This is a genomic window from Nocardiopsis sp. NPDC055879, from assembly GCF_053615935.1.
In genome coordinates, this window is the sequence record NZ_JBSHCT010000034.1 from 1 (window position 1) to 14,917 (window position 14,917).

13 protein-coding genes and 1 tRNA gene are annotated in these 14,917 nt (G+C 66.7%); 5 read left to right on the plus strand and 9 right to left on the minus strand.

Annotation, left to right across the window (positions count from 1 at the left end; genetic code table 11):
- Positions 1-224: 224 nt before the first annotated feature.
- The gene (locus tag ACWGKS_RS27320) at positions 225-1,226 is read right to left on the minus strand and encodes an HNH endonuclease (RefSeq protein WP_358511128.1); all 1,002 of its coding nucleotides are present in this window, start codon (positions 1,224-1,226) and stop codon (positions 225-227) included.
- An 877-nt stretch (positions 1,227-2,103) separates the two neighbouring features.
- Positions 2,104-2,192: transfer RNA gene (locus ACWGKS_RS27325), tRNA-Ser, on the minus strand.
- Between the two features lie 109 nt (positions 2,193-2,301).
- Here ACWGKS_RS27325 and ACWGKS_RS27330 point away from each other — a divergent pair.
- Positions 2,302-2,760 (plus strand): DUF4442 domain-containing protein, encoded by a 459-nt coding sequence (locus ACWGKS_RS27330; RefSeq protein WP_358511199.1) that lies wholly within the window; start codon positions 2,302-2,304, stop codon positions 2,758-2,760.
- A gap of 126 nt (positions 2,761-2,886) precedes the next feature.
- Entirely contained in the window at positions 2,887-4,029 is a 1,143-nt protein-coding gene (gene dnaN / locus ACWGKS_RS27335; RefSeq protein WP_358511196.1) for a DNA polymerase III subunit beta, read from the plus strand.
- Positions 4,030-4,240: 211 nt separating this feature from the next.
- On the opposite strand, the gene ACWGKS_RS27340 is transcribed toward dnaN, so the two are convergent.
- The 3 genes from ACWGKS_RS27340 to ACWGKS_RS27350 form a co-directional block, all read right to left on the minus strand.
- On the minus strand, positions 4,241-5,053 hold the full coding sequence (locus tag ACWGKS_RS27340) for a DUF2786 domain-containing protein (protein ID WP_358511193.1): 813 nt from the start codon (positions 5,051-5,053) through the stop codon (positions 4,241-4,243).
- A gap of 204 nt (positions 5,054-5,257) precedes the next feature.
- The gene (locus ACWGKS_RS27345) at positions 5,258-5,695 is read right to left on the minus strand and encodes a hypothetical protein (protein WP_358511125.1); all 438 of its coding nucleotides are present in this window, start codon (positions 5,693-5,695) and stop codon (positions 5,258-5,260) included.
- A 200-nt stretch (positions 5,696-5,895) separates the two neighbouring features.
- Positions 5,896-6,417, minus strand: a complete 522-nt coding sequence (locus tag ACWGKS_RS27350) for an NUDIX hydrolase (RefSeq protein WP_358511122.1) — start codon at positions 6,415-6,417, stop codon at positions 5,896-5,898.
- A gap of 158 nt (positions 6,418-6,575) precedes the next feature.
- Between ACWGKS_RS27350 and ACWGKS_RS27355 the strand changes: the two genes are divergently transcribed.
- Positions 6,576-7,808 (plus strand): hypothetical protein, encoded by a 1,233-nt coding sequence (locus tag ACWGKS_RS27355; RefSeq protein ID WP_358511119.1) that lies wholly within the window; start codon positions 6,576-6,578, stop codon positions 7,806-7,808.
- Between the two features lie 22 nt (positions 7,809-7,830).
- Here the strand turns inward: ACWGKS_RS27355 and ACWGKS_RS27360 are convergent, their stop codons facing one another.
- The 3 genes from ACWGKS_RS27360 to ACWGKS_RS27370 all read right to left on the minus strand — a co-directional run bounded on the left by ACWGKS_RS27360 (position 7,831) and on the right by ACWGKS_RS27370 (position 10,024).
- Positions 7,831-8,319, minus strand: a complete 489-nt coding sequence (locus ACWGKS_RS27360; RefSeq protein ID WP_452524601.1) for a hypothetical protein — start codon at positions 8,317-8,319, stop codon at positions 7,831-7,833.
- A gap of 490 nt (positions 8,320-8,809) precedes the next feature.
- Positions 8,810-9,406, minus strand: coding sequence for a hypothetical protein (locus ACWGKS_RS27365; RefSeq protein ID WP_358511113.1), 597 nt, complete (start codon positions 9,404-9,406; stop codon positions 8,810-8,812).
- 6 nt (positions 9,407-9,412) lie between these two features.
- Positions 9,413-10,024 carry a hypothetical protein gene (locus ACWGKS_RS27370; protein WP_358511110.1) on the minus strand — a complete coding sequence of 204 codons (612 nt, stop codon included), beginning with the start codon at positions 10,022-10,024 and terminating at the stop codon, positions 9,413-9,415.
- A gap of 566 nt (positions 10,025-10,590) precedes the next feature.
- Between ACWGKS_RS27370 and ACWGKS_RS27375 the strand changes: the two genes are divergently transcribed.
- Both ACWGKS_RS27375 and ACWGKS_RS27380 read left to right on the plus strand, forming a co-directional pair.
- Positions 10,591-10,743 (plus strand): hypothetical protein, encoded by a 153-nt coding sequence (locus ACWGKS_RS27375; protein WP_358511107.1) that lies wholly within the window; start codon positions 10,591-10,593, stop codon positions 10,741-10,743.
- Between the two features lie 245 nt (positions 10,744-10,988).
- On the plus strand, positions 10,989-13,859 hold the full coding sequence (locus tag ACWGKS_RS27380) for an AfsR/SARP family transcriptional regulator (protein ID WP_358511104.1): 2,871 nt from the start codon (positions 10,989-10,991) through the stop codon (positions 13,857-13,859).
- Here ACWGKS_RS27380 and ACWGKS_RS27385 read toward each other — a convergent pair.
- Positions 13,856-14,692 carry an oxygenase MpaB family protein gene (locus ACWGKS_RS27385; protein WP_358511102.1) on the minus strand — a complete coding sequence of 279 codons (837 nt, stop codon included), beginning with the start codon at positions 14,690-14,692 and terminating at the stop codon, positions 13,856-13,858. The two genes, ACWGKS_RS27380 and ACWGKS_RS27385, sit on opposite strands and share 4 nt — an antisense overlap.
- Positions 14,693-14,917 lie beyond the last annotated feature (225 nt).

Consider the following 14,917-nt stretch of genomic DNA (forward strand, 5'->3'; position numbering starts at 1 on the left):
GCACCCCTCACCGCCGAAGAGGAACGGGCCTGGCGACAACAAGGCGAGCGGTTCAAGCGCGAATGGGGCTTAACCGAACCCGGCAGCGGTTAGAGTCCCGCCCCCGGCGAGGGCGCGAGCCCGCCCCCTCCACCACAGCCGGCAGGCGGCCCAGGCCGGACACTGCTCGTCGCCGAAGCGTTCGGGGGCGCGACCCACAGGTGTCGATAAACCGACTGACTTACTCAGTCCCCAGACTGAGGTTGCTCCTGGAGAAGGACGTGAAGCTCGTCCACGGTCAGCCAAGGTCTGGATACGTGGATCATGCGGTGGCAGTTGGCGCACAACAGCGCGAGGTCCTCAAGACGGGTCTCGCTCTCCCCGATGTGGTGCAGGGGGACGATGTGATGCACCTCGATGTAGTTGTCACCGCGGGGCCCATAAGTGCTGGCGAAGTCGAAACTGCACGCTTCACAGGCGATGGGAGAGCCTTGAGCCAGGGTCTTTTTGATCTTCTGAGTCCGCAGCTTGCGGTTGCGCTCACGGTCGTAGTGCTTGCGGATGAGTAGGCGGCCTTCGGGTGCGCTGATGTCCTGCTCCACCTCTTCTTCCACAGGTGGGAGGTCGATCAGCTCTCCGGAACGCACACCCTGACGGATGCTCTCGGCCGCTGCACGCATGCGGTCCGGTTCTGCGAGAAAGGCTTCGAGCACCTTGCGGTCGAGCGCGCTGCCGTTGGTCTTCTTCGTGACTCGGTTCGGATGCCAGTTGAGGATGTTGTCGGTCTTGAGCCGGATGCTGTTCGGTGACCGGAATCCTGCCGGACGTCTCTCCACTGGGTGAAGCGGGAGGAGTTGAAGAAGCTCGGATAGCGCGATCACCTCTGGTCGAGTGGTGTCCAAGGTCTTCCAGTGATGCTCCACCAGGAGGTCGCACGCCAAGACCAACTCGTCCCAGAGCCAGGGAAGCTGTGGGAACGATCGGACCTCGAACCCCAGGCTCTCCAACTTCCTCGCGACAGTGGCCGCACCACCGGAGAACTCTGACGGGAGCAGAGGCCTGCCCTGCACGTGTTTGTGTGCGACACCGCAGATGGCCTTGGAGTCGTACCTCCTACCTTCGTACACCAGGAAGTAGGAGCGGGATCCTTCAAACCCATAAGTGCGGAGGAACAGCTCACCACCAAGCTCGTCATACTCCCGAATCGCTTCCAGAACCGCGTCCCGTGTGACATCTGTCAGACCCATGGCGCCAGCCTAGATACCGACCATTACGGGCAGATCGGTGGCTAACGGTCTCTAGATCTGGCTGCGGGGTGGAGGGGGACTAGAGATACCGAGGCCCTTTCGGACAGAGCACTCGGGGTTCGAACCCACGAAGCCCGTTGCTTCGGAGAAACCTAATGACCTGTCGATAAAGCGACGAATAGCTTTGTGACCTGCGCTGACGTTCCGGAGGCCTCCCAGTGCTTCCAGCCCCTTCTCAAAGTCCTGCGCGGTGAAGCCGGGATGCTTCGGGTGTCCCGGCTGAGTAGGGAATACCAGCCTTCCAGGAGACAGCAACCACGGTTCCAGCCACGCGCGGTCCTGACTCAGTTGGCCGGTCCCCCGCACGTCCGGTGCCGGGCCAGGTTCCGTGATGACGAGTGGTTACGGATCAGGGGTTTCATCTGACAAGGCAGCAGCTTGATGTCGTCGGTGATCAACCCACTCATGCACGTAGGCACTCGCGAACGCCACCAAAGCGATCAGAGAACAGATCAAAGCTGCCCGGATACTGCTTGTCCGCAACGAATCTTCAGCCCAGAGCAACATGTTCGTCGTCAGCGCGACGGTAGCGACAGCAAAGAGCAGAGGCCATGGCCGGGGGACGCCGACTGCGCATGTATCGGTCTCTCTCCTCGGTCACCGGCAGAGGTGGCGCTGACACCGACTTCTGCCGGTAAGTGCACCTGGACCGAATGACTCGCGCAACACCTCGCGCGGAAAATCGGCGAGGCTCGGCAGAAGGTGCTCGCCGCCTGACCTCGGGAACGACGAAGGCCGATGCGCCGGTCCATGTGCGATGGACCTGGCTCACCGGCCTTCTCTGCTTCCTCGCAGGCCTCTGGCCTGTGGGACTCTGCGGAGGGTGTGGGATTTGAACCCACGAAGCCCCGTCAAGGACTTGGTGCTTTTCAAGAGCACTGCACTCGGCCGCTATGCGAACCCTCCATGGGAGAGCCTCGGCTCTCTCCGCCAGACATGGTAGCTCACAGTGGAGACCACAGCGCAGGGGTGTCGGACAGGGTTACTCAGGAGTAACCTACCTGCCATGGAGAAAATGGACGCCGGTACGGCGGAGTTCGTGAAGTCCGGGTTCCTCGCGGCCGTGCCCTTCGCGCGGCACCTCGGGATCGGCTTCGTCGAGGTGGAGCACGGCCGCGTGGTCATGCGCCTGCCCGAGAACGCGAACCACCACAACCACATCGGTGGACCCCACACGGGAGCCATGTTCACCCTGGCCGAGTCCGCGTCCGGCGCCATCATCATCGGTGACTTCGGGGACCAACTGAACCGCGCGGTGCCCTTCCCCAGTCGGGTCGAGGTCGACTTCCTCCAGATCGCCCTGGGCGACGTCATCGCGGAGGCCACACTCACTCATCCGCGCGAGCAGGTCGTGGCCGAACTGGACGCCGGTAAGCGCCCCGAGTTCCCCATCGAGGTGGAGTTGCGCACCGAGGACGGCACCGTCACCGGCAGGATGGCCGTCACCTGGACGCTCAAGCCCAACAGGGGCTGACCTCCGCCGGCCCGGCCGGGGCCTTCCTCGCCTCCTCTAGGGGTCTGCCGATTGTCGGTACCGCTGGGTACGTTGACCTGGAAAGAGAACCTGGCTGAAAGAGGAGGCCGTGCGGTGAGACTACGAGTGGATCGCGACGCGTTCGCGGAGGCGGTCTCCTGGACCGCGCGGGCGCTGCCCACCAGGCCGGCGGTACCGGTCCTCGCCGGGATGCGCATGGAGGTCTCCGAGGAGGGCACCACCCTTCACCTCTCCGGGTTCGACTACGAGGTATCGACCAGGGCATCGGTGGAGGTCCTGTTGGAGGAACCCGGAGCGGTATTGGTACCGGGGCGTCTGCTGGCCGAGATCGTCAACAACCTGCCGTCCGGTTCCGTGCACATCGACACCGACGGCCCCAAGGTCAACGTGCGCGCAGGCGCCGCCCGCTTCACCCTCATCACCATGCCTCTGGAGGACTACCCCGGCTTGCCCGGTATGCCGGGCAAGATCGGCTCGGTACCGGCCGACGCCTTCACCGCCGCGGTGCGTCAGGTGACCCCGGCGGCCAGCAAGGACGACACCCTGCCGATGCTGACCGGCGCCTATCTGGACTTCGCGGGCGACTCGCTGAAGATCGTGGCCACGGACCGCTACCGGATCGCGGTCCGCGAACTGTGGTGGCAGCCGGAGGACCCCGGTGTGGACGTGTCCGCCCTGGTCCCCGCCCGCACCCTCGCCAACACCGTGCGCGGTCTGATCGGCCACTCCAACGTGGACGTCGCCCTGTCCACGACCACCGTGGCGGAGGGCGTCAACCTGTCACCGGGCGAGGGCATGATCGGCTTCGCCAACGGCGAGCGACACACCACCACCCGGCTGATCGACAGCGACTTCGTCAAGTACGCGTCCTGGTTCCCCACCGACTTCTCCGGGCGGGCCGAGGTCGCCGTGGCGCCGCTGCTGGAAGCGATCAAGAGGGTCGCTTTGGTGGCAGACCGAAACACGCCTCTGCGGTTGGCATTCACGGAGGGTGAGGTCGTCCTGGAAGCCGGTTCGGGTGAGGACGCCCAAGCGGTGGAGGCCATCCAGGTGGGGTACGAGGGCGATCCCCTGAAGGTGGCGTTCAAGCCCGACTACCTGGTCGACGGGCTCTCCGGGGTGGGCACCACCACCGCCTACCTCAACTTCACCGAGCCGACGAAACCCGCGGTGTTCACCGATGTCCCGGCGAAGGAGGGCGAGGAGCCCTCGTTCCACTACTTGGTTCAGCCATTGCGTAGTACTTGACCAGCGGATTCCCTGTTCTTGGGGAAACTGTCCACAGGGCCGTCCGCAAGTTATCCACAGGCTGTCTCCCCAGCCTGTGGATAACCCGGGGTGATCGGTCGCGCAGAAGGGTCGAAGAGCCCTTTGAAACGGCCTGTTCTCCGCTGTGACAAGGGAAAACGGCGTTCCTGTGGAAACTGTGCACAACCTGTGGACAACTCCGCGTGAGTGGCTATTCGCCCTCGGCCAGAGTGGACGTTCCGCCACTGGTCACCGGGGTGTCCAAGCCCAGCTCCGCCTGGCGTCCACGGCGGTATCCGGCCCGGTATCCGGCGGCGCTGTGGGTGCGCTCGGGACGATGTTTGCGCAACTGTGGGAACTGCTTTTGGAACTCTTCGTTCACCCGATGCACATCTTCGCGTAGGACCAGTGCCGCCCCGCGGATGGAACCACTTTCGTCACCGTCGGTAACGCCGTCGGAGTCGGTTTCGGACGCGGCCATTCTCTGCAATCGGGCGCGGAACTCCCGAATGCGTTCGGCCACCGCCTGCCCGTAGGCACGGACGAAGGAACGGTAGTAGCGCTTACGCTCCGTCTCCAAAGCCGACCGTGTGTAGTTGCGCAGTTCACGAATGTCGGTGATGTGCGACGAACTCATGAACCGGGCGGAGGCCTCCATCTGCATGGAGATCGAAGGCAACAACATCCGCAGCGCGTCCAACGCGCTGGCCGTACCCACCAGGATGATGACGCGTTCGGTGGTCTCCGAGTTGTTCCCCCGGACCGCGGACTGGCACCCATAGGCGGCGGCGATGTCGGCGAGAGCGCGCACCCGGGACTTGCCGTGACCACCCGCTCCGGAAACGGTGTAGTCCATGCGGCTGATCGCGTCCGGTTCCTCGCCCCGCTCGGCGCGGGCCTCGGCCTCGGCGATCGCGTGGCGGGTCATCAGCTCGGCGGCCTTGGCGGTGAACGCCTGGCTCTCGGCATCGGTGACCGCGGGGTCCTCCGCCATGCGAAGGAGCCCGCGGACCCGCTCGACCATCTTCTGACGGGCAGCTTCAGTCATCGGCGCCGGTTGTCTCCCCTAGGTGAGTGTCTTGTTCCGCCCCGGGCGGAAACAACGAGCCTAAGCCCTCTTGTTCCCCGCCACCGTCAGGGTGGCCTGGAAGACCGCTCACACACCTGCCCGAATCGTGCCCGTCCCGTGCGGGGTGGCCGAGGTGATCGACCACCCGTCGGAGACCGCTCAGTTCTTGTTGCCCGCGACCGCGGCGACGACGCCGATGATCAGCCAGAGGACCAGGCCCACGCCCAGACCGGCGAAGAGACCGCCGAACAGTCCGGTGAAGATGGCGAAGCTGCCGATGACGGACCCGATGTAGCTGATGATGGCGGTGGCGCCACCGGCGAACACGGCCGGCGCGGCCGCGTAGCGGAAGGGGTAGTTGGCGGCCCAACGGCGACCCCGACGGTCGCTCTTCTTGCTCATCACACCGCCGATTCCGCCGATCAGCGCGAAGAAGAAGATGCCGGTCGTGACCGCACCGGGGATCCCGGCCAGGCCGAAGTTCATCAGGAAGGAGAGGGCGCCGGCCACGGAGCCGCCCACGACCGAAGCCCCCCACGGCCAGATCATCGTCGCCGAGGCGACGGGAGTGAATGCGTTACCGCGCTCCAGCGTCATGTTCACAGCTCCAGTCGAGTTCGCGTGGCCTCCGCGCGTCGCGGGACCCTCCACTACCAGGATGGTGGGGCGGGGCGTCCCACGCATCAGGGCTCGTCCCTGACTTACCCCGGAGGCGGGGCCCCGGCACCTGGCGCGCCGGGAAAAGACGGCTCGAAGCCCCCGAAGCGGTGCACGGGGCGCCTCTCCTCGGGAAACGATCAAACGTCCACGGAAGTGCCCGAAGCGCCCGGGTTTCGCGGATGATCGTCGTAGGTGCCCTCCATACCGGCCCGCAGACGCGGCCAGGCCGTGCGGAACGCCGGAAGCAGGGGGAGCGACTCCGTGGAGGTCACCGGAACCCACCGGATCTCCTCGCTCTCCGAATTACCGGGTCGGAACGGGGCCAGGGCGGGAATCCGCAGCAGGAAGGTGTCGTAGCGCCACACCGACAGATCGTGTTCGTGCCGGCCCAACACCGTGTAGTCGGCGAGATCACCCGCGACCTCCTCACGGAACTCGCGTACGGCCGCCTCCAGCGGTGTCTCGTCCCGATTGCGCGCCCCTCCCGGGATGCCCCAGGTTCCCCCCATGTGGGTCCACCCCGCACGGTGCTGGAGCAGCACGTGGCCGGAACCGGCCGCGTCGGTGGCGTACAACAACAACCCGGCGGCGCCGTACAGCCCCCACCTTCGGGAGCCGTCGGGCAATTCCACCCAGCCGTTTCCGTCGCCCTCCTGCATCAGGCCCTCCGATCAGCCCGGTCTCCTCCGATGCGTGGATGACCCATCGCACCCTGTGGACAACGGGAGTCCGCGTCGGCGAATCCCGCTAACCTCTTGAACCTATGGCCCTCTCGACGTCTTCCGCAGCCCTCCTGCCGGTTTACGCTCTTGACCTGGTGCGCCGCCACTGGGCTCCCCTGCTGTGCGTCTACACCGGCGGGATGCTGCTGCACACCCTGCTCATGCGCGGATTGGTGGGTCTCACCGACGTGAACCCCACCCTCTCCCTCGCCGGCCTCGGGCTCACCCTGCTGGTCACCCTGGTGACCTTCGTGGTGATGTTCCAGCTCCTACGCCCGGGGCTCCCCCTGGTGGACCGGGAACTCCACTCCGAGGTCGTCCGGCGGGGGAAACGCACCGGTTTCGCCGAACGAGAACGTCGGGTCGTGGACGGGGTCGCCCTCGCGATCATGCCGTTCCTGGTCTTCTACGGGGCCTGGGGGTTGATCAAGGAGGAGTACGACACCTACAGCATCGGCCTGCTCAACACCGGCGGCATCGAGGCCTTCGCGACCCCGACCGAACTCGGCTGGTTCGGCCTGCCCTTGGCGGTGGCGGTCGTGGCCTGGCTGCTGCGGCGCGTGTGCGGACACTTCTACGAGTCGGGGCGCAACCCGGTCCTGGGCGTCCTCACGGCGCTGTTCGAGGGCGTTTGGATGTTCCTGGCCCTGTTCTCCGTCGGGGTCTTCATCGGCTTCTCCCATGAGTGGGTCGGTAACCGTGCCGCCTGGGTCGGGGTGGAGACCACGCTGAAGGGCGCCATCGACGGTTTCGGGATCAAGCTGAACGTGCCCGAACTCTCCGCCGGGATCGTCGCGGCGATCACCGCCGTGTGGACCTCGGTCAAGGAGGGCTTCCTCGGCCCCATACTGTGGCTGACCATCACCGCGGTGGTCTACCGGGCCCAGATCGGCGACCACGACTCCCTCTTCGAGGAGCGTCGCGGCGGTGGCCGGGTCGGAGCGGCCGTCAACCTCGCCGCGAGGCTGGGCAAGGTGTTCGGACGGCAGGCGGACTCGGACTTCCGGGACAAGTTCACGCCCTTGCTCAACGCCGGGCGATTCGTGCTCGGCGCGGGTCCGGTGTTCTACCTGACCTTCTGCCTGTACTTCGTCTTCCTGGACATGGTGTTCAGCCAACTGAACCGGGGACTCTTCGTCCTGCTCGGCCCGGGTGAGTTCCAGGGTGAGCTCTGGCCATGGTTGCGGCCCATCGACTTCACCGTGGACGCCCTGCACATGCTGTTCCGTCTGTGCCTGCTGGCCGCCGCCTTCGAGATCGCGTTGCGCAAGGCGGAGGAGAACAGTGTGGGCCGGCACCTGTGGCACACGGCCCGACACGCGTCCTAGGAAGCCCCCTCGCAGGTCGGGGTCACTCCAGGGGGTCGGCCTCGAAGAGCAGGGCCTCGGGCTTGGAACGGTCGAGGTCGCCCGTGGTCGTCACGGTGACCTCGTACCTGAGTTCCTCGGCCACGTCCTGGGGCACCAGGAAGGACAGCACCAACGTCTGCTCCTTGCCCGCCGGGATCGGAGCCGCGTCGGCGTCGGAGCAGCCGCCCATGGTCACGCCCTGGTCCTCGGAGAGGTCGCGCATGCCGTACTCCGTGGTGGGTTCCCAGGTACGTCCGTCCTCGTCCATGGCGCGGAAGCGGCAGTAGGCGTTCAGCAGCTCGCCCGCGTCATCGTCCTCGGGGGTGACCTTGAAGCCGACGTCGACCAGTTCCACGCCTTCCGGAGGTGGGGTCTGCCCCTCCACGTAACCGACGAGGTAACCGAGGACCTCCCACTCGCTGCCGGCCATGGTGGCGGTCGAATCCTCGACGACCCGCGGTTCGGGGCGGACGAGACCGCTCTCGCTCACCTCCCTGGCCTCCGTCAGATACGACCACCCGACCATGATCGGGAACAGTACGACCAAGGCGGCCACGTAGGGCAGGTGCAGGCGCTTCCACAGGGGGAGGGCGCGGCGTGGCCGACCGGAGCCGGGTGAGGGACGGGCGTGGCGTGCCGAGCGAGAGCCCGGGGCGGGTCGGGGTGAACGTGGGTCCCGCGCCTCCGGGTTCCACGGGTGGTTCTGGGGAGGCTGTCCCCAGTACGGTCCGGGACGTGCGGGAGGGACCTGGGCGCCGGTGGCCGGCCCACCCTGCCCGGGGTGCCCGCCAAGGCCTGGAGGCATCGGTGGGGGAGGACCCATGGGCGGCCATCCGGACGGCCGTCCCCCCGGCGGAGGCGGGCCCTGAGGCGGCCCCTGGGGTGGCCATGGGCGCCCCCCGGGTCCACCCGGGCCGTACGAGGGGTTCGGGCGCCCATACGGGGGCTGAGAGCCCGGCAGAGGACCTTGCCCGTGGGGATCATTCGGGTGCATCGATGTCCTCCCCGGCCTGGATCTGAGGCGGAAGCAGTTCCGCGGGTTCGTCGGAGGGCGATGTGTCCGTCAGCTCCAGGTCCACCGCGGCCTGGGCGCCGAGGCGACCTTCGAACCCGGGGGCGTTCGTGACGACCAGGGAGGGCTCGTCGATCTCCTTCTCGGGCACCTCGAACACGAACGCGCCGTACAGGGGCAGACCGGGCGACAGGGTGGCGCGGTCCATCGCGTCGGGGAACCAGCTCGGTTCGAAATAGGTGGTGCCGTCCTTCATCCGCAGCTCGGCGGGGAAACCGACCATCGTGGTGTGCTCGGCGGTCATGCGGGCCCAGACCAGCACCCAGACGCCGTTGGCCTCGACCGGCTCCGTGCTCTCGCCGAAGGCGTCGGTGGCGCTCAGGGACGTGCTCAGGTCGACCCGGTCGATCTCCAGGGTGAAGTCGTCGGTGACGACGGGCTCCCGGGCGGACCCGGACGTACCGATGGGTTCGACCATCTTGTCCTTGGCCACCACGAAGTGCTGGCAGAGGGTGATTCCGGCGGCCAAGAGCACGCAGACGACGACGGTGAGGGGTCGGTTCATGTTCGTTCAGCCCCCGTCCAGGGGGAGCGAGACCGCGCCCACCACGTCTTTGGTTCCGACCCACAGGGTCCCCGTGCCACCGGTGGTCTGGAGCTCCTCGATCTCGTGCAGCGCCAAACCCAGGCTCTCCACGTCGTCGACGTCGAAGTTCCGGGGGACCTCCCAGGACAGAATGGCCGACTCTTCCACCGAGTGCGGTTGCAGGTGAGACACGTAACCCGTCGGCTGACGCTCGTAGTTGATCTCCGGCCCCTTCACGGTCTGCCCGCCGGGTTCGGCGTGCACCACCAGGCTGCCGCCGACGTTGCCCATCGGGACGGGGCGCTCGGAGCCGCGCAGCTCGATGTCGGCCCTGACCTGAAGGTAGGTACCGAGGTCGTCGGAGTGGATCCGCGCCTCGTGTGGGGTCACGACGATGAGGTCGTTCTTCAACTCGGTGCCCGGCTCGGCCGGGTCGGCCAGCGGGTCGTGGGTGTCGAGCCCACCGAACGCGGCCACACCGAGGAGACCGACCGCGCAGGCCGCGCCGGCCAGGGAGAACAGGGCGAACTTCGCGAAGGGGTTCGCGGGTAGGGGAGAGCGCCGCGGTTCCTCCGCGGCGCCGAGATGGTGCACCACGAGGCGCAAGTCTAGAGGTAATGGGTCGTGGGCACCTCAAAACGTCCGGAACCGGTCGAACAAGGTCGCGAATTCTCGCAGGTCCTGGCGGTTTTCGGTGTCGTTCGAGGGTGCGGGTCCGGTCGTGCGGTTCGGGGATCGCGTGGGCCGAGAAACGGGACCGGTTATTGAGGGCGAACCTATAATTACCGGGAGTGAATAAATAACTACGCATGGTGCGGATTCGGGTTGGGGGTTGAACCCGTTAATGCCAGATGTCAACAATGGGTGTCCGCGGAACGACCTTGGGTTTTTCTTTCCGAGCTGAAAGCGGTTTGTAAGCGTCTCGGAAGAGGATCTCCCTAGTGTGAAGCTCGATCGGCGAGACCGGCGCCCGCGAGAGGACGGCTCGTGGGAGACACGCCGGCCCGGCGACGAATCGGACACGAGCCATCCGTGGTGAGCCCCCAGGCGGAGGGCGCCACGGATGGCGTTTCCGCCGGAGGGCGGTGAGTCCCATGATGCTTCGAAGACGGCGTAGGGCCACATTGCGGCTCTACACGAGTGCGGTGAGAAGAGGAGTTCGAGTGCCGAAGATGCTGACGGTGGACGAGCAGTTCGAGGCGATCGTGGCGGGTGCGACCCCCGAGGCCAAGATGCGTCCCATGGAGGAGCCCACCCCGAAGGAGGCGGCTCCCAAGGAAGCAGAAGAGGAGAAGGAGGAGAAGGAGGACAAGTAGTCCTTCCCTCCGGGGGCCGTCCGTTCCGAGTACCGACTGGAGGGGGGTACTCGGAGCGAACGGGCTCCCCGAATTCCTATTCCACGAGTGGCGGCTTGCTAGGGTTGCTGCTTGTGGATTTCGGCGTGCTTGGCCCCATTGCCGCGTGGTCGGACGGAAGATCCCTTCCGGTAGGTGGACCACGGCAACGTTGTGTCCTGGGCGTACTCCTGGTATACGCCGGTCGAGAGGTCACTTTCGACCAATTGATCAGCTTTCTGTGGAACGACGACCCACCTCGCACCGCGCGTTCGGTGATCCAGGTACAGGTCTCTCACCTGCGCCGTTCCTTTCCCGGGCTGATCAAAACCACCTCCGGCGGCTACCTGGCCGACATCGACCCGGACCGTGTCGACCTGCACAGGTTCCGGCGGCTTCGGGAGTCGGCGGAGGGCGTCGCCTCCCCGGAGACCATGACGCGGCTGTCCAAGGCCCTCGAATCCTGGCGTGGGGTCCCCTTCTCGGGGGTCGGGTCGGAACACCTCCTCTACTCGGTCGTGTCCCCGATGCTCGAAGAGCGCTGGGCGGCCGTGGCCGAGTGGGCCGACTGCGCGCTTGAACTGGGTCGGGCGAAGGAGGTGGTCGCCTACCTGACCCCCATCGCCCGGCAGGAGGAACTGCGGGAACGGATCCACCACCTCCTCATCACCGCCCTTTGGCGGAGTGGTGAACGGGCCGCCGCGTTGTCCGCATACGAGGCGATCCGTTCCCGGCTCGCGGAGGAGCTGGGGGTCGATCCGGACCCCGAACTGATGGCCCTGCACACGCAGATCCTGCGTGCGGACAGCGTTGAGAAGACACCGGCGAAGGGGTCCGGTTCGCTGGTGCTGAGCAGGGAGGACGGCTTCGTCGTCCGTAACGACCTGCCGCGGGACATCCCCGACTTCGCCGGTCGGGAGAGCTCCCTCACCCAGATCCTGGACCTGGCAGCTCACGACGAGAAGCGGGCCAAGATCTGTGTCATCACCGGGACCGGTGGTGTCGGCAAGACCACCGTGGCGGTTCGGGCGGGCCATGAACTGGCCGAGGAGTACACGGACGGTCAGCTGTTCATCGACCTCTACGGCTACACCCTGGACAAGGAGCCCCTGGACTCCCACACCGCCCTGGGAGCCTTGCTGCGCGCGGTGGGGGTGGACCCGGACGAGGTACCCGAGTCCCTGGACGAGCGTTCCGCGCTGTGGCGGGCCACCCTCATGGGGCGCCGGGTCCTGACGGTTCTCGACAACGCCGTCACCTACTCCCAGGTCGCCCCACTCCTGGCCGCGTCCCCCGGATCACTGACCCTGGTCACCTCGCGCAACGACCTGTCGGGTCTCAGCGGAGCCCGCTACATCTCCCTGAACGTCCTGGAGAAGAAGTCCTCCCTGGAGCTCTTCGCCCGTGTGCTGGGCGAGGACAAGGTCGCCCAGGAACCCGAACAGGCCCAAGAGGTCGCCCGGCTGTGCGGAGGTCTACCGCTGGCCCTGAGGGTGGTGGCCGGACGGATGATGAGCCGACCCCGGTGGACCTTCGCGCACGTGGTGCGGCGCCTGAGCGAGCAGAACCGCCAGTTCCGGGAACTCCAGGTGGACGGGCAGAGCGTCGAGTCGGCCATCGACCTCTCCTACCGCAGTCTCAACCCGGAACTGCACCGGGCCTTCCTCCTGCTCAGCGCCGCCTTCGGCCGCAACATCGACCTTCACGGGGCCGCCACCATCCTCGCCCTCTCACCGGTGGAGACCGACGAGGTGCTTCAGGACCTGGTGAGTGTCTGCCTGCTGGACGAACCTCACGCCGACGTCTATCGGTTCCACGACCTGATCCACGTCTTCGCCTCGCAGAGAGGGAGGACGGATCTCGGGGTCATGGAGTTCGAACGCGCCCGACAGGCCCACGCCGACTACTTCACCGCGACCACCGACCGGGCGGCGGAACTTCTCGGCGGGCCACGCCACAGCGGTGAGAACCCCGTCAAGCCGTCTCGGTACAGCCCGGAACTGAACGACCGGGCCGAGGCCGAGGAATGGTTCGAACTCCACCAGGACCACATCGCGGAGGTCGTCGAGTACTTCGCCGCGCAGGAACGCGCGGAGGACGCTTGGCGACTCGCCGATTCGACCTGGAAGTTCTACACGATACGTGGCAGGTCCGGGATGATCCTGTCCCTCCACGAACGGGTCCTCGCCGCCAACTACGGAAGCGGACACGAACGTGGACGCGCGGTCACCCTGATCGGGATGGGCATCGCCTACTACATCGCGGGTTCCTTCGATCGCTCCCTGGAGATGTTGACCGAGGCCAAGGACATCCTGGAAGTGGTCCAGGACGAGTGGGGCATGGTCCGGGCGCTCTCCAACCTCGCCATGGTCTACGAACGAGTGGGAAGGTTCCGGGACTCGGCCGAGGCGATCCAGGGGGTGTTGGCTCACGCGACGGCCACCGAGGATCCAAGGGTCGAATCCCTGCAGCGGGGGAACCTCGCGGTCCTGCGCCAAACCCTGGGCGAGTACGAGGAGGCGTTGCGTTGTGCCGAACGGGCGCTCAAGACCCCCATGGGTGACTCCGACGAGGAGGGCCGGGCCTACGTGAAGCGGGTCATGGGCGAGGCGTGTGTGGGACTCGAACAGTACGACCGCGCGTTCGCGGACCTGGAGGAGGCGCTGGAGCTGTCCACACGGCTTCAGCTGGTCGGGAACCTGATCTTCGTGCACAACTCGTTCGGAGTCGCGCACCGTGCCGTGGGAAAATTCGAATCGGCCGTCGCCGCCCATGTGAAGGCACTCGAACTGGCGGAGGAAAGCGGCGACCGTAGTGGCGACGCGGAGATCCTCACCGATTACGGGACGACCCTCAGCGTGACCGGCCGTTTCGACGAGGCCGCGGAGGTCTTGGAGAAGGCCCTCGCCACCGCCGTCGAGCGGGACGAGCGCTACATCGCCGCTCGGGCCTCGCTCGCTCTGGGCCGGATCCCCGAACCACTGGTGTCTCCGGACCGGGCCAGGGAACTGCTCACCGACGCCCTGGGGACCTTCGAGGAACTCGACCTGCCCGAGGCGGCGCAGGCGCGCGAAGCGCTCCGAGAACTGGGCGGTTAGACGAGTCGGCGGCCGTTCCGCCTCCGCTTCGTTCCCTTGACCCCTTTTGTCCCCGGGGCCTTCCAACCCCCATGACGGCGCATCGACCGCAGGTACAGCTTCGATGGCAGGGTCCGCACCGGGCGCGGGATCCTCGGGTACACCGTCCTGGTCACCCGGATCAACCGGTCGTACCGGCGCTGCCTCGCGGCCGACCACGGAATACCGAAGTCCCGACGTAGCCCCTCCGGCAGCAGCCCACCGGTGAGGAACCGTTGGGCGGAGGTGAGCGGCCACAGCAACCGGTTTCGTGGCCGGAAGACCCCGTTGGCCAACTCGCGGGCGACCGGGCCTACGTCGAGGTCCGCGAGGCTCCGCTCCCAGTACGCTTCGAACTCCTCCGGGGTCGAGGGCCACGCCTCCTCCGGCAGGCCCAGCGCGGTGGCGTACACCGCGGCCTCCCGTAGGAACGCCTCCCGCTCGCCCGGCGCGAACTCGCCGATGACGAGCTCGTGCAGCCGTTCCCCCGATCGGTAGAGGGTCGCGCCGACCCACAACAGCAGGTCGGGATCGAGCGCGTCGTAGCCGGGGCCGCGCACCTTGCGGTGCATGGCCCGCACGATCGCCTGGACCCGTGCGCGCTCCTCGTCCGTCCCGAGCGCCGTTCCGTACAGGTAGAACAGGGTGCCGCGCAGACGGTCGAGTGGACGGGACGTGAAGTCGCTGTGGTCGGACACGCCCTGGGCGACGGACGGGTGGGCGATCTGGAGCAGGATCGCGTAGCCGGCCCCGGCCAGGAGCCCGGACTCGGCCTGGACCCGGCGCAGCATCGATTGGTCGGACGATCGGTCCATGTCTGGATGGTAGGTCAAGACCCGGATCGACGGGCGAGGACGCGCGCGTTCCGATGAGCCCCGGAGTCGACGATTCCGAAGCGCGTCGTGACGGGGGTAAGGGAACTGTTACCTGAAGGTGAGGTCCAGCGGAAATCCCGCATGGCCCGACCCTTGCTCGGCCCTTCCTCGCGCCAGACCGGCATCGAATCTGGAAGGTATCTTTCCAGTTCCGGCGTTCGTGTC

Bases quoted from the DNA above. Each gene is read 5' to 3' on its own strand.
- ACWGKS_RS27330 (WP_358511199.1), top strand. From the start codon at position 2,302: ATGGACGCCGGTACGGCGGAGTTCGTGAAGTCCGGGTTCCTCGCGGCC.
- ACWGKS_RS27385 (WP_358511102.1), bottom strand. From the start codon at position 14,692: ATGGACCGATCGTCCGACCAATCGATGCTGCGCCGGGTCCAGGCCGAG.
- ACWGKS_RS27365 (WP_358511113.1), bottom strand. From the start codon at position 9,406: ATGAACCGACCCCTCACCGTCGTCGTCTGCGTGCTCTTGGCCGCCGGA.
- ACWGKS_RS27320 (WP_358511128.1), bottom strand. From the start codon at position 1,226: ATGGGTCTGACAGATGTCACACGGGACGCGGTTCTGGAAGCGATTCGG.
- ACWGKS_RS27340 (WP_358511193.1), bottom strand. From the start codon at position 5,053: ATGGTCGAGCGGGTCCGCGGGCTCCTTCGCATGGCGGAGGACCCCGCG.
- ACWGKS_RS27345 (WP_358511125.1), bottom strand. From the start codon at position 5,695: ATGACGCTGGAGCGCGGTAACGCATTCACTCCCGTCGCCTCGGCGACG.
- ACWGKS_RS27350 (WP_358511122.1), bottom strand. From the start codon at position 6,417: ATGCAGGAGGGCGACGGAAACGGCTGGGTGGAATTGCCCGACGGCTCC.